Raw genomic sequence first — 22,883 nt, 5'->3', positions numbered from 1 at the left:
ACTTCGCCCATAACAGCTTCATGACGTGAAAACTGCAGGCAGCCTGCGCGCAGCGGTCCGACCCGTATGGTGGTCGGCACCGCGAGGTCCGCACAGGCATCCATCAGTCGTAGAGGAGGACAGAGCATGGGTTACGATCGCGGCAAGCTCGAAGCGTTGCGCCGCAAATATGGCGAGAGCCATGGCGGCGAAATGTTCGATCCGAAGTTCCGCAAGGTCGCCGACAAGATCTTCAACAAGAGCGGGACGCGGCTGGCGCCCTATTCGGGCATCCCGACCTTCCTTGCCGCGCCCTACCGTCAGGTGGCTGCCGACAATCCGGATTTCGGCGACCTGCAGGTGGCGATGATCGGCGTGCCGATGGATCTCGGCGTCACCAACCGACCGGGCTCGCGCTTCGGGCCGCGGGCGCTGCGCGCCATCGAGCGCATCGGCCCCTACAACCATGTGCTGGAATGCGCACCGACGCATGAGCTGAAGGTCGCCGATATCGGCGACGTGCCGTTCCAGAGCCGGTACCGGCTGGAGACCAGCCATGACGACATCGAGCGCCGAATGAACCAGATCGTCGACGCCGGCGTCATCCCGCTCTCGGTCGGCGGCGATCACTCGATCAGCCACCCGATCCTGAAGGCCGTGGGCAAGCACGCTCCGGTCGGGATGATCCATATCGACGCCCACTGCGATACCAGCGGCCTGTTCGACATGACGAAGTTCCACCATGGCGGGCCGTTCCGCAACGCGGTGCTGGACGGCGTGCTCGACCCGTCGCGCACGATCCAGATCGGCATCCGCGGCTCGGCCGAATATCTGTGGGAGTTCACCTACGAGTCCGGCATGACGGTCGTGCACGCCGAGGAGGTGACCGGCCTCGGCATTCCCGCCATCATCGAAAAGGCGCGCAAAATAGTCGGCGACGGCCCGACCTACGTTTCCTTCGACGTCGACAGCATCGATCCGGCCTTCGCGCCGGGCACCGGCACGCCCGAGGTCGGCGGGCTGACGACGCGCGAGGTGCTGGAACTGCTGCGCGGACTAAAGGGCCTCAACATCGTCGGCGGCGACGTCGTCGAGGTGGCGCCGCAGTACGACGCTACCACCAACACAGCCCATGTCGGCGCCCAGGTCCTGTTCGAGATCCTGAGCCTGATGGTGTTCAGCCCGGCGATCAAGAAGGACTGAACCAACTCTTTGTTTTCACGCAATTCCAGACGGAAGCTATGGCGAAGTCGCCAAGCCTGAACCGGGTCCACTTTCCTGGAATTGCTCTAGCCAATACGACCGCCGCGCTGGAGCCGGCGGCCGGATTCAACAACAAGCTTCCAGCAGGGGAACCACCATGACTTTTCACAACGCACTGAAATCCGCCTTCGCAGCAGCCATGATGCTCGGGGCCGCCTGCCTCGCCACGCAGGCGCGGGCCGATGCCGTCGACGACATCACCAAGGCCGGCGCTATCAACGTGGGCATCTTCTCGGACTTTCCGCCCTTCTCCTCGGCCAGCGCCGACATGAGCATCAAGGGCTATGACATCGACGTCGCGCAGGCGATCGCCGATTCGCTGAAGGTGAAGCTCAACCTGGTCAGCGTCACCGGCCAGAACCGCATCCCGTATCTGACCGACAAGCGCGTCGACATACTGATGAGCGTCGGCTACTCGAAAGAGCGCGCCGAGGTGATCGATTTCGCCGCCGCCTACGCACCCTACTACATCGCCGTCATCGGCCCGGCCGCGCTCGCCGTCAAAGGCAAGGAAGACCTCGCCGAGAAGTCGATCGCCGTCAACCGCGGCACGCTGGAAGACACCTCGCTGACCGAAGCGGCCCCGGCTTCCGCCGACATCCGCCGTTTCGACAACTACAATTCGGTCATCCAGGCCTTCATCGCCGGCCAGACGCAGCTGATGGTGGTCGGCAACGACGTCGGCGCCCAGGTGCTGGCCAAGCAGGACGCGCTGCAGCCGGAGCAGAAATTTCAGCTGCTGACCTCGCCCTCGCATATCGGCCTCAACAAGAACGAGGACCGGCTGAAGCAGGCGGTCAACGACGCGGTCGCCAAGATGCTGGCCGACGGCAAGCTCGACGAGAGCTCCAAGGCCTGGCTGAAGACGCCGCTCAATCCCGACAACCTCAAGGATTGATGCCTTCGAGCGGTTCAGCTTTCAAAGAAACGCTGAACCGCTCTAACTATTTTTTTACGCAATTCCGGACGGAAAACCGCGACGCAATTTTCCTGGAATTGCTTGAAGGGAAGCCAGGATCCATCGCCATGGGCTACAGCCTCGACTTCGGCTGGCTTGCAGGTGCGGCAGGCGCGATCGCGCGCGGCGCGGCGACGACGGTGCTTTTGATCGTCGTCACCACGCTGGCGGGAACGTTCCTCAGCATCCTCGGTGCGGCGGGAAAAAGGAACGGCCCCCGGCTGCTCAGGCAGGCGATCGGTGTCTATGTCGAGGTGATGCGCAACACGCCATTTCTGGTGCAGCTGTTCTTCATCTTCTTCGGGCTGCCCAGCCTCGGCGTGCGGCTCGACCCGATCCTGGCTGCCATGCTGGCGATGACGCTGAACATGGCGGCCTACACGATCGAGATTGTCGGCGCCGGGCTCGACGCCGTGCCGCGCGGGCAGACGGAGGCGGCGCTCGCGCTCGGGCTGAGGCCGCGGCTGGTGTTCGTCAAGATCGTGCTGCCGCAGGCGCTCAAGGTGATCTACCCGGCGCTGACCAGCCAGATCGTCATCATGATGCTGGAGTCGGCCGTCGTCTCGCAGATCGCGGTGCGAGAGCTGACCTATGAGGCCGACATGCTGCAGGCTCGCACCTTCCGTGCCTTCGAGACCTACCTGGTGGTGACCATGGTCTATCTCGGCCTGTCGATGGGACTGCGCCGGCTGCTCGTTGCCGGCGGCGGCCGCGCGCTTGGAGCCGGCGTGTCATGATCGAATTCACCTTCTGGGACATATTGCGCAACCTGCTGCTCGCCGCCCGGTGGACGGTGCTGTTGTCGCTCGCCGCCTTCGTCGGCGGTGCGCTGGTCGGGCTGGTGGTCCTGTTCTTCCGCATCGCCAAGAACAGAACGGTGCGGCGCATCGCTTCCGGCTATATCGCGCTGTTCCAGGGAACGCCGCTGCTGATGCAGCTGTTCCTGATGTTCTTCGGCCTGCCGATGCTTGGACTGCGCATCGAGCCGTGGACGGCGGCGGTGCTCGGCCTCACTTTCTTTGCCAGCGCCTATCTCGCCGAAATTTGGCGGAGCGGCGTCGACGCGCTGCCGCGCGGACAGTGGGACGCCGGCGCCAGCCTCGGGCTGCACTATTTGCAGGAACTCAGGCTGATCATCCTGCCGCAGGCCTTCTCGATCACGCGGGCGCCGACCGTCGGCTTCCTGGTGCAGCTGATCAAGTCGACGGCGCTGACCTCGATCATCGGTTTCGAGGAACTGGTCAGGACCTCCAACGCCATCAACAACGCGACATTCGAGCCGTTCACCGTGTACGGGCTGGTGTCGCTGATCTTCTTCGTCATGTGCTTTCCACTGACGCAATACGCCCGCGCGCTCGAGCAACGAGCGGCGGCCCACTGATCCGCCCGACGGCGGAATGCAACCGAGGGAACCCGCCGGACAACCGGCACAAACAGAGGAGAATAGAGATGAACGGACTGATCGAAAAATCCATCACGCGGCGCGGCCTGCTCGGCGCGGGCGTGGCCGCGGCGGGCGTGCTCGCCATGCCCGCGATCCTGCGGGCGCAAGACAAGTCGCTGAAGGTCGGCGTCTATGGCGGCTACTTCAAGAAGTCGTTCGACGAGCATGTCTTCCCCGCCTTCACCAAGGCGACCGGCATTGCCATCGAATCCGTCGCCGAGCCGACCGGCGAAGCCTGGCTGGTGCAGCTCGAGCAGGCGGCCAAGGCAGGCCAGGCGCCGGCGGATCTGTCTATGATGTCGCAGACCTCGACCTTGAAGGGCCAGTCGACCGAATTGTGGACGCCGCTCGACACCTCGAAGTTCAAGCACTTTGGCGACCTGTTGCCCCGCTTCGTCAACAAGTATCCGGACGGCCGCGTCGCCGGCATCGGCGCGGTGGCCTGGTGGATCACGCTGGTCACCAACACCGACGTCTACAAGGACGCGCCGACGTCGTGGGCGGCCCTGTGGGACAAGGCCAATGAGGACAAGCTCGGGCTGCTGGCGCTCGCCTCCAACTCGTTCCTGCTTGAGGTGACGGCCAAGACATACATGGGCGGCACCAACGCGCTCGATACCGAGGAGGGGCTCAACAAGGCGTTCGAGAAGCTGGCCGAAGTCAAGCCGAACGTGCGGCTCTGGTATCGCGACGAGGCGCAGTTCGAGCAGGCGCTGAAGTCGGGCGAGATCCCGATGGGCCAGTATTACCACGACGTCACCGGGTTGGCCGCCGCCGACGGCTTCCATGTCCGCTCGACCTTCCCGAAGGAAGGCGGCATCCAGGATTCCGGCAATTGGGTGCTGTCGCGCGCCTCGACCAAGGTCGACGAGGCCCACGCCTTCATCGACTTCATGAGCGAGCCGTCGATGCAAGGCGTCATGTCGCGCAAGGTGGGCACCACGCCTACCTTGAAGAAGGAGGTGCTCGACCTGACGGCGGAAGAGTTCGCCGCGGTGTCGTCGGACATCGAGCCGATCATCCCGCGCTACGACCTCTATACCTCGAAGGCCGACTGGATCAACCAGAAGTGGACAGAGCTGATCGTCGGCTGAGCCGCTTGACAGCATCGACCTGACCGGCCGCCGGACATTGTCCGGCGGTCCTCGCAGTTCAACGAGGGGTGAGCCATGTCCGGCCTCAACATCAACAGCATCACCAAGAAATTCGGCAACTTCGCCGCCGTCGACAATATCCAGCTGAACGTCCCGCACGGCACTTTCGTGTGCCTGCTCGGGCCATCGGGCTGCGGCAAGACCACGTTGCTGCGCATGATCGCCGGGCTGGAAGAACCGACCAGCGGCGCCATCCTGCTCGACGGCGATGACATCACGCCGCTGCCGACGCACAAGCGCAATCTCGGCATGGTGTTCCAGTCGCTGGCGCTGTTCCCGCACTTGTCGGTCGGCGACAACATCTCCTACGCGCTGCGCATCCGCGGCGCTTCCAAGGACGAGCAGCGCAAGCGCGTCGACGAGTTGCTGGCACTGATCCATCTGCCCGGCTTCGCCGACCGGCCGGTGACGAAATTGTCGGGCGGCCAGCGCCAGCGCGTGGCGATCGCCCGGGCATTGGCGCTGTCGCCAAAGCTGTTCCTGCTCGACGAGCCGCTGTCGGCGCTCGACGCCAAGCTGCGCGAGGCAATGCAGGTGGAACTGCGCCAGCTGCAGCAGCGGCTCGGCATCACCACCATCGTCGTCACCCACGACCAGCGCGAGGCCATGACCATGGCCGACCTCGTCGTGGTCATGGGCCACGGCAAAATCCTGCAGGCGGCGCCGCCGATCGAGATCTACCGCAAGCCGGCCGACGCCTTCGTCGCCGACTTCATCGGCATCACCAACCTGCTGCCGGCGGAGGTCGACAGCGCCGGGCGCACCACCATCCTCGGCACCGCCATTCCAGGCCTCACGATGCCGGCAGGGTGGCGCACAGCCTCGGTGTCGATCCGGCCGGAGGATGTGCATCTGGGCAAGCCCGGCAGTGGTATCAACGGCGAGGTCAGCTTCGTGCGCGATCTCGGCGGCACGATCGAGACCTTCATCGATGTCGGCGGCACCAGCATCGTCGCGGTGACGACACCGCGTCAGCGTCACGATGTGCCGGTCGGCGCCAAGGTCGGCGTCGTGCTGCCGCCCGAAAGCTGCGTGGTGCTCGGCTCATGAGACGCGACACCCCCAAGTCGGTAGCCGACTACACGCCGCTGTTCTTTCCGGGCCTGATGCTGATCATCTTCTTCGTCATCCCGTTCTCAACGATGATCGTGGTGAGCTTCTTCAGGCGCAATCCCTCGGGCTTCTACACGCCGGATTTCGTCATCGACAACTACGCGCGCTTCCTGTCCGCTTTCTTCGGCGGCGTGCTCGGTTTCTCGCTGATGCTGGCGGTGCTGGTCGCCGTCTGCTGCGTGGCGATCGCCTTTCCCTTCACCTATCTCCTGACCAAGCGGCCGCGCCATGTGCAGACCCTGTGGCTGGTCGGGCTGCTTTCGGTGCTGTCGCTGTCGGAAGTCATCATCGGCTTCGCCTGGTCGACGCTGTTCTCGCGCACCGCGGGGATCACCAACCTGTTCGTGGCGATCGGCTTGATGGACAAGCCGGTGGCGCTGCTGCCGACCTTCGGCGCGGTGCTGACCGGCATGGTCTACCAGGCGCTGCCCTACACGATCCTGGTGCTCTACCCGGCGCTGGTGCGCCTCGATCCGACCCTGCTCGAGGCGGCGCGCACGCTCGGCGCCTCGCCGGTGAGGGCCTTCTTCAACGTCGTTGCGCCGGCGCTCCGGAACACAATCGTGGCGACGTTGATCATGGTCTTCGTTTTCGCGCTCGGCTCCTATCTGCTGCCGCAGATCCTCGGGCGGCCGCAGCACTGGACGCTGTCGGTGCTGATCACCGACCAGGCGATCTACCAGTCCAACATGCCGTTCGCGGCGGCGATGGCGGTGTTCCTGGTGCTGATCTCATTGGCGCTGGTCGGCATGACGCTGCTCGTCGGACGCAAGGAGAACGCGCTATGACCGCCACCTGGCTTCGCCGCCTTTACTTCACCGTCGTCGCGCTGTTCCTGGCGGCGCCGCTCATCGTCGTCGCCGGCGTCTCGATCAACTCGCGGCAGGAACTCACCTTCCCGCCGGTCGGCTTCTCGCTCGCCTGGTATGCGCAGATCTTCACCGATCCGGAATGGCGGCTGGCGCTGATCCATTCGGTGACACTGGCGGTGTGCTCGGCGGCGATCGCAGTCGCTATCGCGCTGCCGCTCGCCTGGTTCCTGTGGCGCCGGATCGCGCCCTGGGCGAACATATTCCAGGTGCTCGGGCTGGCGCCCTTCATCCTGCCGCCGGTGATCACGGCGCTCGGGTTCCTCAGCTTCTGGGCGACGGTCGGTCTGTTCGGCCAGTTCTTCACCGCCATCATCAGCCACGCGATCTTCTTCGTGACGCTGCCGCTGGTGACGCTGTCGCTGGGCTTTGCCTCGATCGACCGCTCGCTGGTCGAGGCCGCCGCCACCATGGGCGCCGACGACCGCAAGGTGCTGAAGACCGTGGTGCTGCCGCTGATCCTGCCTTACCTCGTCTCCGGCTACGCCTTCGCCTTCGTGCTGTCGCTCAACGAATACATCGTCGCCTACATGACGATCGGCTTCACCACCGAGACCCTGCCGATCAAGATCTTCAACGCGCTGCGCTACGGCTACACGCCGACCATGGCCGCGGTGTCGGTGTTCTTCGTGGCGGTGGCGGCGCTGGTGTTCGGCGCGATCGCGCGGTTCGGCGACATCCGCAGGCTGCTCGGCGCGATGTCGTCCGACGGCAGCTGACCAGACGAAAACGGCTGCGGGTTGGCTCGCGGCCGTTTGTTTCTCAATGCCCGAAGGATAGTGCAGGCGCGATGCGGTCGCGCCGCAGCCAGCGCACCAGCAGCAGGGCAGCGACGACGGCAAGTCCCGACGACAGGCCGATCCAGATGCCGACGCCCTGGAGGCCGAAACGAAAAGCGAGCAGCACGCCGAGCGGCAGGCCGATGCCCCAATAGCCGATCGCGGCATAGATCATCGGGACCTTGGTGTCGTGCAGGCCGCGCAGCATGCCGGCGGCGACGGCCTGCGCGCCGTCGAAGATCTGGAACAGCGCCGCAAAGGCCAGGAACGACCCCGCAAGCGTGATCACCCTGGCATTGGCCGGATCGGCGAGGTCGATGAAGGCGCTGATCAAAAGATGCGGGCACAGGATCATCACCAGCCCCATCAGCGCCATGAAGGACACGCCCATGACAAAGGCGGTCCAGCCGGCGCGCGACACGCCGTGCGGATTGCCGGCGCCATGGGCGAGACCGACACGCACGGTCACCGCCTGGTTGAGGCCGAGCGGCACCATGAAGCTGATCGAGGCGATCTGAATGGCGATCGCGTGCGCGGCCAGCGAGTCCGCATCGATCAGGCCCATCAGGAGTGCGGCGGCGTTGAAGATCGTCACCTCGAAGGCGAGGATGCCGGCGATCGGCAGGCCAAGCCGAAGCAGACCCTTGAAGCGGGGCCAGTCGGAGCGCCAGAAACGGCCGAACAGGCGATAGCGGCGGAACCTCTTTTCCAGCATCACCACCGCCGCCAAGCCGGCAAACATCAGCGTGCTGGATAATGTGGTGGCAAGGCCGGATCCGGCAATGCCCATCGAGCGGACGCCGAGATTGCCGAACATGAAGACCCAGTTGAAGAAGACGTTGCAGGCGACGGCGACGAAGACGATGGCCAGCGCCCAGCCCGGCCGCTCCAGCGCCGAGATGAAGGAGCGCAGCACGATATAGCCATAGAAGGGCAGCACCGCCCATTGCAGCCAATGCAGGTAGACGCCCGCCTGATGCGCCAGCTCCGGCTTCTGGCCCATCGCCAACAGCACCTCTTCGCCATGCCAGAGGAAGATCCAGATCGGCACCGAAACGAGGATCGCCAGCCACAGACCCTGGCGCACGGTGCGGCGCAGGTCGCGCACCGAATGGCGATGGCGACCGAGTTCCGTCGCCATCATCGGCGAGGTCGCCAAAATCAGGCCGAGCCCGAAGATCAGCGGCATGAAATAGATGTTGGAGCCAAGCGCGCCGGCCGCCAGCGTATCGGGGCCAAGACGGCCCATCATCATGACGTCGGTGGCGGTCATGGCAGTCTGGCCGAGATTGGTGAGCACCATCGGCCAGGCGAGCGCCAGCGTCGCCCTGATTTCCTGACGCCAAAGATTTTCCGGCGCGCGAGCGCCGGCTTCGATCACAGACATTTTCCGCTCTTCCGACCGCGGCGCATCGGGACAAAGGCCCGGAAGCCGCAAGGCAAACGGCGAAAATGGGCGCCGTTTGCGTCGTCTTGTGAACGAAACGCGACATAATGGCAAGCAGGAGGAGCGCCCAGCCATTGAGCCAGCGGGAGTGGGCCGGCGGCGAAAGTCCGCTATTCTATTGCGTCGAGCGCGCGCCGCTGCCGGTGCATTTCCAAGAAAATGCGGTAGTCGCGATCGAAGCGCGGGGCTGCGGCGGGGTTCGAGGCACGCGTCTTGCCGCCCTGCTGCATGGCAACGCAGGCCGCGTTCAGGTCGGGGTAGAGACCGGCAGCTGTCGCCGCCACCATGCCGGTGCCGAGCAGCACCGCCTCGTCGGCCAGCGGCTCGATGACGGTGCAGCCGGTGGCATCGGCATAAAGCTCCATCAGCAGCGGATTCTTAGTGTGGCCGCCGGTGACATGCAGCGTGTCGATCAGGTAGCCGTTCTCGTTCAACGCTTCGAGCACATGGCGCACGCCGAGCGCGATGCCGACGGCGGTGCGCCAGTAGAGCCTGCACAGGCTGTCGAAGGAGGAATCCAGCGTCAGTCCGCTCACGACGCCGACCGCGTGCGGGTCGGCAAGCGGCGAGCGGTTGCCGTGGAAATCCGGCAGGACGTGCAGCCGCGCCGCCAGCGCCTCGCCTTCCGCGGCGCGCAGCTCGGTGACGCGCCTGGCGATCCTGGCATGCATCGCCGCATCCGGCTCGCCGCCGGCGCCATGCCAGCGGATGATGTGGTCGAGCAAGGCGCCCGTTGCCGACTGGCCGCCCTCCGACAGCCACAGCTTCGGCAAGGCCGCGCCGTAATACGGCCCCCAGACGCCGTCGAAAGGCTGCGGGTCCCGCGACATCGCCATGACGCAGGACGAGGTGCCGGCAATCAGCGCCAGATGACGGCTGATATTCGTCTCGTCGCTGGCAAAGCCGCCGAGGACACCGAGCGCGCCGGCATAGGCGTCGATGAGACCTGCGCCGACCCGGCATTTTTCGGTCAGGCCGAGCTCGGCCGCGGCCTGCGCTGTCAGCGGACCGATATCGGCGCCGACCGGGCTCGCCTTTTCCGGAAGGCTGCCGTGCTCGAAGAGATCATCGAGGCCGACGAGCGCGAAGAAATCGCGTCGCCAACCGGTTTCCTCATGCGCGAGATAGGTCCATTTGGCCGTCAGCGTGCATTGCGAGCGGGCGAGCGAGCCGGTCGCCTTCCAGGTCAGGAAATCGGCGAGATCGAACAGATAGCCGGCTTCGTTCCATGTCCCGGGCAGGTTGCGCTTCAGCCACATCAGCTTCGGCGTTTCCATCTCCGGCGACATCACGCCGCCGATATAGCCGAGCACGGCATGGCCGCTCCTGGTGCATTCGTCGGCCTCGGCGATGGCGCGATGATCGAGCCAGACGATGGTGTCCCAGCGCTTCTCGCCGCTGACCGAGACGCTGAGCTGGCCGCCCTGCCTGTCGCGAACGACCAGCGAGCAGGTGGCATCGAAGGAAATGCCGACGATATCGGCGGCAGCGACATTCGCTTTGTCGCGCGCCGCACGTACGGCGGCACAGACGGCCGACCAGATATCCTGCGAATCATGCTCGGCGTGATCGGCCTTCGGCTGGTGCATGGCGATCGGCCGCTCGGCACGCCCCAACAGGTTGCCGGCAGAGTCGAGAATGCCCGCGCGAGCGCTCCCGGTGCCGACATCGACCGCGCAAACGAAACTCGTCGTCAAGATGCTTTTACTCTCGCTCCCAGGCCTGCAATCAGATCGGGCAATTGCAGCATGTCAGCGAATATAGAGTCCGGTTCCGTCGACGCAAGCCGCGCCTTCAAGGCGGGGTTGTCGGCATGCGAACCGCCGGTGAAGGCAAAGACCCGCATGCCGGCCGCCCGTGCCGCCGCGATGCCGGCCGGGCTATCCTCGATGACCAGGCATTTGCGCGGATGCGCGCGCATGGCGGCGGCGGCATGGAGAAACAGATCCGGCGCCGGCTTGCCGCGCTTGACCATGGCGGCGCTGAAAAGATGCGGCTCCAGCAACGCCAGCAGGCCGGTGACGTCGAGCGCGTAGCGGATACGCTCCAGCGTGCCGGAAGAGGCGACGCAATAAGGCAGACCAAGCCTTGGCAGGATCTCCTTGATGCCGGGGATCGGCGCTAGTTCCTCACTGAATTTGCGCATCAGCTCGGAGCGCATGGCGGTCAGGTGCTGGTCGCTGATTTCGAGCCCGAAATCGCGGCCGAGGATCTCGCGCACGCTTTTCATGCTTTTGCCGAGGAAATGCTCATAGGCGGCATCTTCGCTGACCGTGCCGCCGGCAAGCTCGATCATGTCGAGCAGCGCCGAGACGGACAGCGCTTCGCTATCGACCAACACGCCGTCACAGTCGAAGATGACCAGATCGGGCGTCATCCCGGCTGTTTCCAGGACTCAGAGCTTGCCGGCGAGATAGCGCGTCAAGGTTTCGCGCGCGCCGTTCGCCCACAGCGCGTTCAGCGCATGGGCGAAGGCTCCGGCGAAGCCGGCGGAGCGGCCGACATCGCCGTAGATGTCCTCCATGGCAAGCCAGGCGCCGGGCGCATCCTTGGCGGCTTTCGCGCTCGCCTGCATCCGGTCCCAGTTCGGATCGTTCGGCTCGATGACGGCGCCGCTGTCGGTGGTGCCGAAGCAGTAGCGGCACCAGAGCGCCGATTCCAGCGCCAGGCCGGTGATACTTTTTCCCGCCTTCAGCCGGTCGGCAATAGTCGGGATGATGAACTTGGGCTGCCGGTTGGAGCCGTCGAGGCACAGCCTGCGGATGGTGTCGCCGATCTTCGGGTTAGAGAAGCGGCGTTCGATCAGCTGGTAGTAGTCCTCCAGCACAGTGTCGGGCACCGGCGGCACCGTCGGGATGATCTCGTCGCGCTCCAGCTTGGCGAGGAAGCCGCGCACCAGCGGCTCCTGCATCGCCTCGTGAACGAAATGGATGTCCATCAACCCGGCCGGATAAGCGATGGTGGCGTGCCCGCCATTGAGAATGCGGATCTTCATCAGCTCATAGGGCGCGACGTCTTTGACGAACTGCACGCCGGCCTTTTCAAGCGGCGGGCGGCCGGCGGTGAAATGATCTTCCAGCACCCATTGCTTGAACGGCTCGCAGAAGACCGGCCAGTTGTCGTCCAGCCCGAAGTCGCCGGCCAGGATGCCGCGCTCGCGGTCGGTGGTGGCCGGCGTGATGCGGTCGACCATGCCGTTCGGGAAGGCGACTTTGTCCCGCACCCAGTCGGCCAGGTCCTCGTCGATCAGCCGGGCAAGGCCGATGACGCCATCGGAAGTGACATGGCCATTGTGAGGGATGTTGTCGCAGGACATGACGGTGAAGGGCACGATGCCGTCGGCGCGCCGGCGCAGCAATCCGGCAAGGATGATGCCGAAGACGGTTTTCGGCACCGCGCCTGGCTGAGCATCCGCAACGATGTCGGGATGGGCCGGGTTGAACTTGCCGGAGGCTGGATCGATGAAATATCCGCCTTCGGTGATGGTCAGCGAGACGATCCGTATCGCGGGATCGGCGAGTTGCTCGACGATCGCGTTTGCATCCCCGGGCATCAGGAAGTCGATCATGGCGCCGGTGACGCGGGCGCTCATATGGCCCTGGTCCTGCTCGACCACCGTGGTCAGCCAGTCCTGCTCCTCGAGCCTGGCACGGCCGAGCTTTTCGCCCTCGAACACGCCGGCGCCGATCAGCGCCCAGTCATGTCCGAGCCCGGAATTGAACAGGTCGTCGAGATAGACGGCCTGATGCGAGCGGTGGAAGTTGCCGACGCCGAAATGCACGATGCCGGCTTTCAGCGAGGAGCGGTCGTATTTCGGGCCGGAAACCTTCGAGGGAAGCGTTGCGAGGTTGGAGGAAGAGAGTTTCACGGTCATCTTGCTTACCCTTCGGCCGATCTGCAGCCCAACAATTCCGTCTCGATCGGGAGAGCGGTGAGGGACGGCGCGGTTGTTCCGCGCTGCCCCTCACCAGCCCCGCGGCGCATTCTCTCCGGAGGAAGAGAGAAGCACCTTCCCCCTCAACTCATCCGCTTCAACTCATCCATTGGCCGCCATCGACGTTGTAGGTCTGGGCGACAATGTATTCGGCCTCGTCGCTGGCCAGGAACACGGCCATGCCGGCGAGGTCCTCCGGCTTGCCCATGCGGCCGTAAGGCACGCCTTCGCCGACCAAGCGCTTCTTCTCTCCCTTCGGCCGGTTCTCGTACTTGGCGAACAGCGCGTCGACCTGATCCCACATGTCGCTCTCGACGACGCCGGGGGCGATGCCGTTGACGTTGATGCGATGCTTGATCAGGTCGAGCCCGGCCGACTGGGTGAGCGAGATGACCGCGGCCTTGGTGGCGCAGTAGACGGCGACCAGCGGCTCGCCGCGCCGGCCGGCCTGGCTCGCCATGTTGATGATCCTGCCGCCCCGGCCAGCCGCGATCATCGAGCGGGCGGCGGCCTGCAGCATGAACAGCGTGCCGGCGACATTGACCGCGAACAGCTTCTCATAGCTCGCCTTCGTGATCTCCACGATCGGCGCCAGATCGAAGATCGCCGCGTTGTTGACCAGCACGTCCAGACCGCCGGCCCTCGCCTCGACCGCCTGCACCGCGGCATCGATCGAGGCCTGGTCGGTGACGTCCAGCTTCAAGGCGTAGGCCTTCCCTCCGATCCCGGCCGCCGTCTTCTCCGCGGCCTGAAGATCGATATCGGCAACCGCCACAGTTGCCCCTTCGCGCGCATAGGCTTCGGCGAAGGCCTTGCCGATGCCGCGCGCCGATCCGGTGATCAGCGCCGATTTGCCTTTCAGCCTCATTGCAGGAGCGCCTTCCCGTCGGCGCCGAAGCGATGGAGCTTGGCCCTGTCGGGCGTCAGATAGACGGTGTCGCCGTGCTTCACCGCGACCTCACCGTCGGCGCGCACATTGATTGTGCCGATGCCGTCGGTCTGGACATGCAGGAAGGTGTCGGAGCCGAGATGCTCGGCAACGCCGACCGTCGCCTTCCAGTCGCCGGCCGTGGTCGAGATGTTGATGTGCTCCGGCCGGATGCCGATGGTCTTGGCGCCGTATTTGTCGGCCGGCGCGCCTTCGATGAGGTTCATCTTGGGCGAGCCGATGAAACTGGCGACGAACAGGTTCTTCGGCGTCTTGTAGAGTTCCATCGGCGAGCCGACCTGCTCGATGTTGCCGGCATTGAGCACGACGATCTTGTCGGCCATGGTCATGGCCTCGACCTGGTCGTGGGTGACGTAGATCATCGTCGTCTTCAGCTGATGATGCAGTTCGCTGATCTCCAGCCGCATGGTGCCGCGCAGCGCCGCGTCGAGATTGGACAGCGGCTCGTCGAACAGGAAGGCCGAAGGCTGGCGCACGATGGCGCGGCCGATGGCGACGCGCTGGCGCTGGCCGCCGGAGAGCTGGCCCGGACGGCGCTCGAGATAGTTGGTGAGGTTCAAGACGCGCGCGGCGTCCTTCACCTTCTTGTCGATGGTTGCCTGGTCCTCGCCCGCCATCTTCAGCGGGAAGGCGATGTTCTTGGCCACCGTCATATGCGGATAGAGCGCGTAGGACTGGAAAACCATGGCAAGCTTGCGCTTGGCCGGCGCCTCGCGGGTGACGTCGCGGCCATCGATGCTGATCGTGCCGCCGCTGGTGTCCTCGAGACCGGCGATCAGACGCAGCAGCGTGGACTTGCCGCAGCCCGACGGCCCGACGAACACGACGAACTCGCCGTCCTCGATGACGAGGTCGATATTCGGAATGATGGTCGTCGACCCGAAGGACTTGGAGACGTTCTTGAGCGTGATATTTCCCATGGTTTCCTCCCCGGGGATTTCGTCCGCCGCTTGCGGCGCTGTTACTTCACCGCGCCAAATGTCAGGCCGCGCACCAGCTGCTTCTGGCTGAACCAGCCCATGATCAGGATCGGCGCGATCGCCAGCGTCGAGGCCGCCGAGAGCTTGGCCCAGAACAGGCCTTGCGGGCTGGAGAAGGAGCTGATGAAGGCCGTGAGGGGCGCGGCGTCGGTGGTGGTCAGACGGATGGTCCAGAACGCCTCGTTCCAGGCCAGGATGATGTTGAGCAGCATGGTCGAGGCGATGCCGGGCACCGCCATCGGCGTCAGCACATAGATGATCTCGTTCCACAGCGAGGCGCCGTCCATGCGCGCCGCTTCGAGGATCTCGCCCGGGATCTCGCGGAAGTAGGTGTAGAGCATCCAGACCACGATCGGCAGGTTGATCAGCATCAGCATCACGGTCAGGCCGACGCGGCTGTCGAGCAGGCCGGTGTCGCGGAAGATCAGGTAGATCGGAAACAGCACCGCGACCGCCGGCATCATCTTGGTGGAGAGCATCCACATCAGGATGTCCTTGGTGCGCTTGGTCGGCGAGAAGGCCATCGACCATGCCGCGGGGATCGCGATCAGCAGCGCCAGCACGGTCGAGCCGACCGACAGGATCACCGAGTTCAGGAAGAACTTGAAATAGCCGCTCTGCGCCTGCACCTCGGCATAGCTTTCGGTGGTGCCGGACGGGAACAGGGCGAAGCCCTGGATCGCCTCCTGCTCCGACTTGAACGAGGTGATGATCGTGTAAAGGATCGGGAAGAAGATCAGCAGGGCGACGATCCAGGCCGCGGCCGTGGCGATCGTCTTGTGCTGGGTGGTGACTGCGCGTGCCATCCTATCCTCCCTTTACTTGTCCAGGTTCTTGCCGACGGCGCGCATGACGAAGAAGGCGACGATGTTGGCGAGAATGACGGCGATGACGCCACCGGCGGATGCCTGGCCGATTTTGAATTCCAAAAGCGCCTTCTGATAGACGAGGAAGGGCAGGTTGGTGGAGGCGTAGCCCGGACCGCCATTGGTGGTGACCAGGATCTCGGCATAGACCGAGAGCAGGAAGATGGTCTGGATCAGGATCACGACGGTGATGGCGCGCGACATGTGCGGCAGCGTCAAATAGATGAAGCGGCTGATGAAGCCGGCGCCGTCCATCTCGGCCGCCTCCTTCTGCTCGCCGTCAAGCGATTGCAGCGAGGTGAGCAGGATCAGCGTCGCGAAGGGCAGCCACTGCCAGGCGACGATCAGAATGACCGCTGTCAGCGGGTGCTGACCGAACCAGTCGATCGGTTGCATGCCGAAGAAGCGCGCAATATCGGCGAAGACGCCGTATTGCGGATGCATGATCATGTTCTTCCAGACCAGAGCCGCGACCGGCGGCATGACGAAGAAGGGCGAGATGACGAGGATGCGCACGATCCCCTGCCCCCACATCGGCTGGTCCAGGAGCAAGGCCAGCAGGATGCCGCCGATCACGGTGATAGCCAGCACGCTGACGACGATTGTGAGCGTGTTCAGGATCGACTGCAGGAAGGCCGGGTTGGAATAGAAGAGCTTGTAGTTGGCGAAGCCGACGAACCCATCGCGGATCGGATTGAGCGGGTTGTACTGGAGGAACGAGAACCAGAGCGTGAAGACCAGCGGCACGATCATCCAGATGAACAGCAGGATCACCGATGGCGCCATCATGAAACGGGCAAGCGAACGGGTTTGCTGAGTAGCCATGACGGTCACCCTCCAAAGGTCAGCCAGATTTTCAGAGCCGTGCCAGTATTTTTCAGCTGCGAAGGTGGCCGCCCGAACTGGGTTTCGGGCGGCCGTTGCCGGTCATGATGCGCTACCGGCGTTCGGCACCGGGAGGAGCCTTACTTGATGTAGCCGCCTTCGGTCATCGCCGCGGTGGCTGCGTCCTGGGCCTGCTTCAGCGCGTCGTCGACGCTCGACTGGCCGGCGAGGGCTGCCGAGAAGAGCTGGCCGACGGTGGTGCCGAGGCCCTGGAATTCAGGGATGGCGACAAACTGCACGCCGACATAGGGCACCGGCTTGACGGTCGGATGCGTCGGGTCGGCAGCGTTGATGGAGTCCAGCGTCATCTTCGCGAACGGCGCCGCCTTCTGGTACTCCGGATTGTTGTAGAGCGAGGTTCGCGTTCCCGGCGGAACGTTGGCCCAGCCTTCCTTCGAAGCGACCAGCTCGAGATAGCCTTTCGACGTCGCCCAGGAGACGAACTTCTGCGCCGCATCCGCCTTCTGCGTGCCGGCGGGGATAGCCAGCGACCAGGCCCAGAGCCAGTTGCCGCGCTTGCCGAGACCGGTATCGGGGGCCAGCGCGTAGCCGACCTTGTCGGCGACCTTGGAGGCCTTCGGATCGGAGACGAAGGAAGCGGCGACGGTGGCATCGATCCACATGCCGCACTTGCCCTGCTGGAAGAGCGCCAGGTTCTCGTTGAAGCCGTTGGATGAAGCGCCCTCCGGGCCGTCGGCCTTCATCAGTTCGACATAGAACTGCAGCGTGTTCTTCCATTCCGGCTGATCGAATTGCGGCTTCCAGTTCTCGTCGAACCAGCGGGCGCCGAAGGAGTTCGACATGGCGGTCAGGAAGGCCATGTTCTCGCCCCAGCCGGCCTTGCCGCGCAGGCAGATGCCGTTCACGCCGTTGGCGCGGTCGGTCATCTTGTCAGCGGCTTGCTTGATGAAGTCCCAAGTCGGGGCGTCGGGCATCTTCAGCCCGGCCTTCTCCATCAGGTCCTTGCGATACATGACGAAGGAGCTCTCGCCGTAGAAGGGCGCCGCATAGAGCTTGCCGTCGACCGAGAGGCCGCCGGCGATGGCCGGGATGATGTCCTTGACGTCGTAATCGTCGCCGAGCTTGTCGAGCGGCAAGAGCCAGTTCTGCTTGGCCCAGATCGGAACCTCATAGGTGCCGATGGTCATGACGTCGTACTGGCCACCCTTGGTGGCGATGTCGGTGGTCACGCGCTCGCGCAGCACGTTCTCTTCGAGCGTGACCCAGTTGAGCTGGATGTCAGGGTTCTTCTTGGTGAAGTCGTCGGTCAGCGTCTGCATGCGGACCATATCGCCGTTGTTGACGGTGGCGATGGTGATGGATTCGGCATGCGCGGCGAAAGCGAAGGCGCTGGCCGATAACAGGCCAAGGGTGAGCGTGCGAAGTTTCATCAAAATTCCTCCCTAAAACCAAGTTGAGCATTTGCCTTGGCTTTGGGCAATTACTCACTTAGCGTGAATTATGTCAAGCCGGAATCGATGCTGCATCGCAGCACAAATCGACGCCGCGCGGCCCGGAGGGGCGCTGGGCGAGGTCTGACTTGATGTCGGGAACTTTACTGGGAGGCGATCTCGGAGAGGATCCAGTCGCGGAAGGCACGGATCTTCGGCACGTTGCGCCGCGCCGTGGGATAAACCAGCCAATAGGCATGCCCGTCGTCGCCGACCAGGTCGAAGGGCTGGATCAGGCGGCCGTCGGCGAATTCGTTCTGGAACAACGCCTTGGTGACGATCGCCACGCCTTGCCCCGCAATCGCGGCATTCGCCTCGTAGGCCTGCGCACCCATGCTGGTGCCAGGCCGGCTGGCGAGTTCTTCCGTCGGCAGGCCGGCGAGCGCGAACCATTCCTTCCACCAGATGTCGCCTGGATCGAGGATCGGCAGCTTCAACAGATCGGCCGGCTCCTTGACGCCGCCGATGCTGGCCGCGAGCTTCGGGCTCAGCACCGGTGTGAAGTCGGCCTTGAACAGCATGTGGGTTTCCACTCCCGGCCAGTTGCCGCCGCCGGAACGGATGGCGATGTCGATGTCCTCGCGGGCAAAATCGACGACCCGGTTCGAGGTGTCGACGCGCACCGCCAGCGAGGGATGCGCAACCTGGAACGAGCCCAGATGCTGCGCCAGCCAGTTCGAGGCGAAGGTGAGCAAGGTGGAGACGCAGAGCACGCCGTCGGCGCCGGCTCGGGCCGCCGCATAGGCGCCGCTCAGCAGCGCGAACGCCTCGCTGACGGCCGGTGCCAGGCGCTGTCCGGGTTCGGTCAGTTCGATCTGCTTGGGCCGGCGCAGGAACAGGGGCGCGCCGATGCGCTCCTCGAGCAACTTGATCTGATAGCTCGCGGCGGCCTGAGTCATGCCGAGCTCCTCGGCGGCCTTGGTGAAGGAGAGGTGCCTCGCCACCGCCTCGAACACCCGGATCGCCTGCAGCGGCGGGAGCTGGACATTCTGCCGGGCGGTGAGTTCGGGCATAAGGCCTCTTTATGGGTCATGATCGACGTTTGATTGGAAGCAATGGCCAATCGAGCCGATATCTGAGGTCGACGATCCGTCCAATTCAAGTCTAGCGGAGGCTGACGACCATGACCACGCTTCAGGAAAAGCTCGTTTCGATCCCTGCGAATGGCTGGTTTTCCGCGCTGACGCGCGAGTTTTCACGATTTTCGCGCCGCAGGCGCGGATATATCGACGTCAGGGAACTGTCGCCGCATCTGCAGCGGGACATGGGCTTTCTCGACGGCAACGATCCGCTCGGGCGCCACAAGTAGCCAGCTCTCTTTTATCAGCGATCAGCTCCCGAGCAAGGCCGCCGCCGTGCGCTCATCGGTGATGAGGCCGTTGACCAGCCGCCGGTTCACGGCGGCCAGGATACCCGGCAGCTTGCGCTCGCCCATGGCGAGCGCAATGACCAGGGACTTCTCGCGCGAAGGCAGCGCGGCCGACGACACCCGGTCGTTGGTGATGCCCTCGATCATGCGACCCTCGCGATCGAACACCCAGCCGACGATCTCGGCGACGCCGCCGGCCTTCTGCAGCGCCTTCAGTTCCGTTTCGGAAATGAAACCGTCCTCATAGAGCGGCGCTTTCGGGCCGAGATCGCCGATGCCGACGAAGGTGACGTCGGCCTCCGCCGCCAGCGCCAGCGTCGGCTGGATCATCGGCTGGTTGAGCAGCATCTCGCGCTCTTCCGGCGAGGAGGCGATGACCGGCAGCGGCATCGGAAAGGAGCGCGCCTTGACGCGGTCGGCCATGGTGAAGATGACGTTGTAGAAGGCCGCCGAACCGTCCGGCGAGATGTTGCCGGTCAGCGACACGACCTTGTGCTGCGGGCACTCCATCGGCGGAAGCTGCTCGATTGCCGCCTTCAGCGTGCGGCCGGTGCCGATCGCCATGACGATGGGCGTCGGCGAGCGCAGCCGCCGTTCGATCTCGGCGGCGGCCGCCTCGGCGACGCCGATCGTGGTCGAGGACGAGGTCGGATCGCTCGGCACCACCTCGACCAGATCGAGCGCAAAGCGTGATTTGAGCCGTGCAGCGAGGTCGAGGCAGTTGGCGATCGGATGATCGACCCTGACCTTGATCAGCCCTTCGGAGACGGCCAGCGACACGAGACGCTGTGCCGTCTGCCTGGAAATACCCAGCGTCGCGGCGATCTGGTCCTGCGTGTTGCCGGCAACATAATAGAGCCAGCCGGCGCGCGCGGCGTCGTCCAACCTTGTGCTGCCGGCTTCCTGTCGCGCGTTCACGTCCGCCTCCCCGAAACTGCGCATAGCTTACAGCGAATGCAGCCATGCGCAATTGTCTATTGAAAGAGCATTTGCTTGCCTGAAATTGCAGCGGCCGCGGGAGACGTTCCTCCGCATAGGGCCGTCAAAACGGCAGGCGCGCGTTCTCCTTGACCTCCTTGAGGACGAAGAAGGTGCGTATCTGCCTGACGCCCGGCAGCGTGATCAGCTTCTGCCCGTGCAGCTTGTTGAAATCCGCCATGTCGCGGACGCGGATCTTCAGCAGGTAGTCGAAGTCGCCGGCCACCAGATTGCAATCGAGCACGTCCTTCATGGTCAGCACCGCTTTCTCGAAGGCGGCGAAACTCTCCGGCGTCGAGCGGTCGAGAACGACGCCGACCATGACCAGCGTTCCCAGCCCCACGGCGGCCGGCGAAACCTCCGCCCTGACGCCGGTGACATAGCCCTCCTCGAAGAGCCGCTGGGTACGCCGATGGCATGTCGCGGGGCTGACATTCACGCGCACGGCGAGTTCGGCATTGGTGAGCCGGCCTTCCGCCTGAAGCGCGCGCAAAATCCTGACGTCGACGCGATCGAGAGTCGTTGTGAAAGATTCTTCCAAAATTTGGCTGCCAAATGATCGAATGCTGCGAAATCTGTATCACGGCATAGCTGGCAAGCAAAGGAGCCCTTGAAGATTGAGAGCACCTTTCGCGAGCTTTTGCTTATCTTTCCAAATGTCATTTTTCGGAGCCTGGTCGATGTCGCTGCTGGAGAAATTCGAACGCTACAAGCTCACTTTCGGCCCGACGCCGATCGAGCATCTGCCGCGGCTGACCGCGGCGCTTGGCGGCAAGGTGCAGGTCTATGCCAAGCGCGACGACTGCAATTCCGGCCTGGCGATGGGCGGCAACAAGCTGCGCAAGCTCGAATATATCGTGCCGGACGCGATCGCCTCGGGCGCCGACACGCTGGTGTCGATCGGCGGCGTTCAGTCCAATCACACGCGAATGGTAGCGGCGACGGCCGCCAAGCTCGGGATGAAGTGCGTCGTCATCCAGGAGAAGTGGGTGCCGCACTACGACGCCGTCTATGATCGCGTCGGCAATATCCTGATGACGCGCCTGATGGGCGCCGACAGCCGGCTGGTCGATGACGGTTTCGACATCGGCATCCGCAAGAGCTGGGAGGACGCCATCCAGTCGGTGAAGGACGCCGGCGGCAAGCCCTATCCGATTCCGGCGGGCGCCTCGGTGCACAAATATGGCGCGCTGGGCTATATCGGCTTCGCCGAGGAAGTGGCGCAACAGGAAGCGGAACTCGGCTTCAAGTTCGACTATATCATCGTGTGCGTCGTTACCGGGTCTACCCAGGCCGGCATGATCGTCGGCTTCGCCGCGCAGGACCGGGCGGATCGCGTGATCGGCATCGACGCCTCAGGGACGCTCGAGCAGACCCGCGCCCAGGTGCGTCAGATCGTCGACAACGCCGCCGAACTGGTCAGCCTCGGCCGCAAGGTCCGCGAAGACGAAATCGTCATCAATCCCGACTACGCCTATCCGGCCTACGGTGTGCCATCGGAGGAAACCAACGAGGCGATCCGGCTTGCGGCGCGCACCGAGGCCATGATCACCGACCCTGTCTATGAAGGAAAATCGATGCAGGGCCTCATCGATCTCACACGCCAGGGCTTCTTCCCGGCAGGTTCGAAAGTGCTCTACGCCCATCTCGGCGGCGCGCCGGCACTCAACGGCTACAGCTACTATTACCGGGAAGGCTGACCGGCCGATCTGAGTCACCAAGCCAGTTCCAGCATCAAGGCGCTTCCAGCCCGCCAATCGACGGCAGGGCGGTTTATCTCGGTGGCGAAACCCATTAAGGGGATCGGCAAAGGAGCCTTGCATGACGCCGAGAGCGGTTTTCTGGGATATGGACGGCACGCTGGTCGACAGCGAGCCGCTGCACGAGGCGGCGCTGATCGCCGCGCTGCGCAGCGTCGGCATCGCGCCGCCGACCAACCTGCATGAGCGCGTGCTCGGCATCGCCGCCTGGCCGGTGTACGAGATGCTGCGCGACGAGTTCGGCCTCGACCTGCCCTTCGACGACTGGATCGTGCGCAAATACGACCACTACCTGCCATTGGCCGAAACGCTGAGGCCACGGTCGGGCGCGATCGAAGTGTTCCACGAATTGCGGGCGCAGGGAATCGAGCAGGCCGTGGTGTCCAATTCCGACCGGCTGATCGTCGACGCCAATCTCAGCGCGGTCGGTCTCGTCTATCCCGGCATGCATACGGTGAGCCGCAACGACGTGCGCCAAGGCAAGCCGCATGCGGAGCCCTTCCTGCGCGCCGCCTACCTCGCCGGTGTCGATCCGGCGGATGCGGTCGCCGTCGACGACAGCCATACCGGCGCCATGGCGGGACTTGCGGCGGGAATGAAGACGATCTTCTGGCCGGAGGCGCCGATGGAAGGGCCCCCCGGCGCCATCGTCATCAACAGCGCCGAAGAGCTGCGAGCCGAACTCGGACTCTGAACGAGTCGCAA

The 22,883-nt window shown here is 64.4% G+C and carries 23 protein-coding genes; 11 read left to right on the top strand and 12 right to left on the bottom strand.

From position 1 onward, the window contains the following. Positions 1 to 126 precede the first annotated feature (126 nt). The 8 genes from speB to EN818_RS13375 all read left to right on the top strand — a co-directional run bounded on the left by speB (position 127) and on the right by EN818_RS13375 (position 7,499). Positions 127 to 1,182 (top strand): agmatinase, encoded by a 1,056-nt coding sequence (gene speB, locus EN818_RS13410; RefSeq protein WP_095805064.1) that lies wholly within the window; start codon positions 127 to 129, stop codon positions 1,180 to 1,182. A gap of 157 nt (positions 1,183 to 1,339) precedes the next feature. Continuing rightward, positions 1,340 to 2,140 carry a transporter substrate-binding domain-containing protein gene (locus EN818_RS13405; protein ID WP_095805065.1) on the top strand — a complete coding sequence of 267 codons (801 nt, stop codon included), beginning with the start codon at positions 1,340 to 1,342 and terminating at the stop codon, positions 2,138 to 2,140. A gap of 128 nt (positions 2,141 to 2,268) precedes the next feature. Beyond that, on the top strand, positions 2,269 to 2,937 hold the full coding sequence (locus tag EN818_RS13400; RefSeq protein ID WP_095805417.1) for an amino acid ABC transporter permease: 669 nt from the start codon (positions 2,269 to 2,271) through the stop codon (positions 2,935 to 2,937). Continuing rightward, positions 2,934 to 3,581: an amino acid ABC transporter permease gene (locus tag EN818_RS13395; RefSeq protein WP_095805066.1), complete on the top strand. Its 648-nt coding sequence runs from the start codon at positions 2,934 to 2,936 to the stop codon at positions 3,579 to 3,581. The genes EN818_RS13400 and EN818_RS13395 overlap by 4 nt, the downstream gene beginning before the upstream one ends. A gap of 77 nt (positions 3,582 to 3,658) precedes the next feature. Next, positions 3,659 to 4,738 carry an extracellular solute-binding protein gene (locus tag EN818_RS13390; RefSeq protein WP_095805418.1) on the top strand — a complete coding sequence of 360 codons (1,080 nt, stop codon included), beginning with the start codon at positions 3,659 to 3,661 and terminating at the stop codon, positions 4,736 to 4,738. A 75-nt stretch (positions 4,739 to 4,813) separates the two neighbouring features. Beyond that, the gene (locus tag EN818_RS13385) at positions 4,814 to 5,848 is read left to right on the top strand and encodes an ABC transporter ATP-binding protein (protein ID WP_095805067.1); all 1,035 of its coding nucleotides are present in this window, start codon (positions 4,814 to 4,816) and stop codon (positions 5,846 to 5,848) included. Beyond that, complete coding sequence (locus tag EN818_RS13380) at positions 5,845 to 6,699, top strand: ABC transporter permease (protein ID WP_095805068.1); 855 nt, start codon at positions 5,845 to 5,847, stop codon at positions 6,697 to 6,699. Before EN818_RS13385 ends, EN818_RS13380 begins: the two co-directional genes overlap by 4 nt. Beyond that, entirely contained in the window at positions 6,696 to 7,499 is an 804-nt protein-coding gene (locus tag EN818_RS13375; RefSeq protein WP_095805069.1) for an ABC transporter permease, read from the top strand. Before EN818_RS13380 ends, EN818_RS13375 begins: the two co-directional genes overlap by 4 nt. A 43-nt stretch (positions 7,500 to 7,542) precedes the next feature. On the opposite strand, the gene EN818_RS13370 is transcribed toward EN818_RS13375, so the two are convergent. The 10 genes from EN818_RS13370 to gcvA form a co-directional block, all read right to left on the bottom strand. After that, positions 7,543 to 8,946 carry an MATE family efflux transporter gene (locus EN818_RS13370; protein WP_095805070.1) on the bottom strand — a complete coding sequence of 468 codons (1,404 nt, stop codon included), beginning with the start codon at positions 8,944 to 8,946 and terminating at the stop codon, positions 7,543 to 7,545. A gap of 170 nt (positions 8,947 to 9,116) precedes the next feature. Further along, positions 9,117 to 10,703, bottom strand: a complete 1,587-nt coding sequence (locus tag EN818_RS13365) for an FGGY-family carbohydrate kinase (RefSeq protein WP_095805071.1) — start codon at positions 10,701 to 10,703, stop codon at positions 9,117 to 9,119. Further along, on the bottom strand, positions 10,700 to 11,383 hold the full coding sequence (locus EN818_RS13360; protein ID WP_095805072.1) for an HAD family hydrolase: 684 nt from the start codon (positions 11,381 to 11,383) through the stop codon (positions 10,700 to 10,702). Before EN818_RS13360 ends, EN818_RS13365 begins: the two co-directional genes overlap by 4 nt. A gap of 18 nt (positions 11,384 to 11,401) precedes the next feature. After that, positions 11,402 to 12,880, bottom strand: a complete 1,479-nt coding sequence (locus EN818_RS13355; protein WP_095805073.1) for a mannitol dehydrogenase family protein — start codon at positions 12,878 to 12,880, stop codon at positions 11,402 to 11,404. Positions 12,881 to 13,037: 157 nt separating this feature from the next. Further along, positions 13,038 to 13,808, bottom strand: coding sequence for an L-iditol 2-dehydrogenase (locus EN818_RS13350; RefSeq protein ID WP_095805074.1), 771 nt, complete (start codon positions 13,806 to 13,808; stop codon positions 13,038 to 13,040). Next, positions 13,805 to 14,809, bottom strand: a complete 1,005-nt coding sequence (locus tag EN818_RS13345; protein ID WP_095805075.1) for an ABC transporter ATP-binding protein — start codon at positions 14,807 to 14,809, stop codon at positions 13,805 to 13,807. The genes EN818_RS13350 and EN818_RS13345 overlap by 4 nt, the downstream gene beginning before the upstream one ends. A 41-nt stretch (positions 14,810 to 14,850) precedes the next feature. Continuing rightward, positions 14,851 to 15,675 carry a carbohydrate ABC transporter permease gene (locus EN818_RS13340; protein ID WP_095805076.1) on the bottom strand — a complete coding sequence of 275 codons (825 nt, stop codon included), beginning with the start codon at positions 15,673 to 15,675 and terminating at the stop codon, positions 14,851 to 14,853. 12 nt (positions 15,676 to 15,687) lie between these two features. After that, the gene (locus EN818_RS13335; protein ID WP_095805077.1) at positions 15,688 to 16,560 is read right to left on the bottom strand and encodes a sugar ABC transporter permease; all 873 of its coding nucleotides are present in this window, start codon (positions 16,558 to 16,560) and stop codon (positions 15,688 to 15,690) included. Between the two features lie 140 nt (positions 16,561 to 16,700). Further along, the gene (locus EN818_RS13330; protein ID WP_095805078.1) at positions 16,701 to 18,011 is read right to left on the bottom strand and encodes a sugar ABC transporter substrate-binding protein; all 1,311 of its coding nucleotides are present in this window, start codon (positions 18,009 to 18,011) and stop codon (positions 16,701 to 16,703) included. A gap of 164 nt (positions 18,012 to 18,175) precedes the next feature. Next, on the bottom strand, positions 18,176 to 19,084 hold the full coding sequence (gene gcvA / locus EN818_RS13325) for a transcriptional regulator GcvA (protein WP_095805079.1): 909 nt from the start codon (positions 19,082 to 19,084) through the stop codon (positions 18,176 to 18,178). Between the two features lie 110 nt (positions 19,085 to 19,194). Between gcvA and EN818_RS13320 the strand changes: the two genes are divergently transcribed. Beyond that, a complete protein-coding gene (locus tag EN818_RS13320; protein ID WP_095805080.1) occupies positions 19,195 to 19,380 on the top strand; it encodes a hypothetical protein in 186 nt (61 codons plus the stop codon). 21 nt (positions 19,381 to 19,401) lie between these two features. Here the strand turns inward: EN818_RS13320 and EN818_RS13315 are convergent, their stop codons facing one another. Then, positions 19,402 to 20,358 (bottom strand): sugar-binding transcriptional regulator, encoded by a 957-nt coding sequence (locus EN818_RS13315; protein WP_095805419.1) that lies wholly within the window; start codon positions 20,356 to 20,358, stop codon positions 19,402 to 19,404. Between the two features lie 124 nt (positions 20,359 to 20,482). Then, positions 20,483 to 20,959, bottom strand: a complete 477-nt coding sequence (locus tag EN818_RS13310; RefSeq protein ID WP_095805081.1) for an Lrp/AsnC ligand binding domain-containing protein — start codon at positions 20,957 to 20,959, stop codon at positions 20,483 to 20,485. Positions 20,960 to 21,098: 139 nt separating this feature from the next. Between EN818_RS13310 and EN818_RS13305 the strand changes: the two genes are divergently transcribed. Continuing rightward, on the top strand, positions 21,099 to 22,118 hold the full coding sequence (locus EN818_RS13305) for a 1-aminocyclopropane-1-carboxylate deaminase (RefSeq protein ID WP_095805420.1): 1,020 nt from the start codon (positions 21,099 to 21,101) through the stop codon (positions 22,116 to 22,118). Between the two features lie 121 nt (positions 22,119 to 22,239). After that, positions 22,240 to 22,872 carry an HAD family phosphatase gene (locus EN818_RS13300; RefSeq protein WP_095805082.1) on the top strand — a complete coding sequence of 211 codons (633 nt, stop codon included), beginning with the start codon at positions 22,240 to 22,242 and terminating at the stop codon, positions 22,870 to 22,872. Positions 22,873 to 22,883: the final 11 nt, after the last annotated feature.

Origin of the sequence: Mesorhizobium sp. M3A.F.Ca.ET.175.01.1.1, assembly GCF_004791945.1 — a bacterium.
Taxonomy (GTDB): domain Bacteria; phylum Pseudomonadota; class Alphaproteobacteria; order Rhizobiales; family Rhizobiaceae; genus Mesorhizobium.
The sequence above is the reverse complement of the archived record's forward strand: the minus strand, read 5'-3'. Positions and strand labels throughout refer to the sequence as shown.

Bases quoted from the DNA above. Each gene is read 5' to 3' on its own strand.
- EN818_RS13355 (WP_095805073.1), bottom strand. From the start codon at position 12,880: ATGACCGTGAAACTCTCTTCCTCCAACCTCGCAACGCTTCCCTCGAAG.
- EN818_RS13300 (WP_095805082.1), top strand. From the start codon at position 22,240: ATGACGCCGAGAGCGGTTTTCTGGGATATGGACGGCACGCTGGTCGAC.
- EN818_RS13395 (WP_095805066.1), top strand. From the start codon at position 2,934: ATGATCGAATTCACCTTCTGGGACATATTGCGCAACCTGCTGCTCGCC.
- EN818_RS13375 (WP_095805069.1), top strand. From the start codon at position 6,696: ATGACCGCCACCTGGCTTCGCCGCCTTTACTTCACCGTCGTCGCGCTG.
- EN818_RS13405 (WP_095805065.1), top strand. From the start codon at position 1,340: ATGACTTTTCACAACGCACTGAAATCCGCCTTCGCAGCAGCCATGATG.
- gcvA (WP_095805079.1), bottom strand. From the start codon at position 19,084: ATGCCCGAACTCACCGCCCGGCAGAATGTCCAGCTCCCGCCGCTGCAG.
- EN818_RS13320 (WP_095805080.1), top strand. From the start codon at position 19,195: ATGACCACGCTTCAGGAAAAGCTCGTTTCGATCCCTGCGAATGGCTGG.
- EN818_RS13350 (WP_095805074.1), bottom strand. From the start codon at position 13,808: ATGAGGCTGAAAGGCAAATCGGCGCTGATCACCGGATCGGCGCGCGGC.
- EN818_RS13345 (WP_095805075.1), bottom strand. From the start codon at position 14,809: ATGGGAAATATCACGCTCAAGAACGTCTCCAAGTCCTTCGGGTCGACG.
- EN818_RS13335 (WP_095805077.1), bottom strand. From the start codon at position 16,560: ATGGCTACTCAGCAAACCCGTTCGCTTGCCCGTTTCATGATGGCGCCA.
- EN818_RS13380 (WP_095805068.1), top strand. From the start codon at position 5,845: ATGAGACGCGACACCCCCAAGTCGGTAGCCGACTACACGCCGCTGTTC.
- EN818_RS13370 (WP_095805070.1), bottom strand. From the start codon at position 8,946: ATGTCTGTGATCGAAGCCGGCGCTCGCGCGCCGGAAAATCTTTGGCGT.
- speB (WP_095805064.1), top strand. From the start codon at position 127: ATGGGTTACGATCGCGGCAAGCTCGAAGCGTTGCGCCGCAAATATGGC.
- EN818_RS13385 (WP_095805067.1), top strand. From the start codon at position 4,814: ATGTCCGGCCTCAACATCAACAGCATCACCAAGAAATTCGGCAACTTC.
- EN818_RS13305 (WP_095805420.1), top strand. From the start codon at position 21,099: ATGTCGCTGCTGGAGAAATTCGAACGCTACAAGCTCACTTTCGGCCCG.
- EN818_RS13400 (WP_095805417.1), top strand. From the start codon at position 2,269: ATGGGCTACAGCCTCGACTTCGGCTGGCTTGCAGGTGCGGCAGGCGCG.
- EN818_RS13340 (WP_095805076.1), bottom strand. From the start codon at position 15,675: ATGGCACGCGCAGTCACCACCCAGCACAAGACGATCGCCACGGCCGCG.
- EN818_RS13360 (WP_095805072.1), bottom strand. From the start codon at position 11,383: ATGACGCCCGATCTGGTCATCTTCGACTGTGACGGCGTGTTGGTCGAT.
- EN818_RS13330 (WP_095805078.1), bottom strand. From the start codon at position 18,011: ATGAAACTTCGCACGCTCACCCTTGGCCTGTTATCGGCCAGCGCCTTC.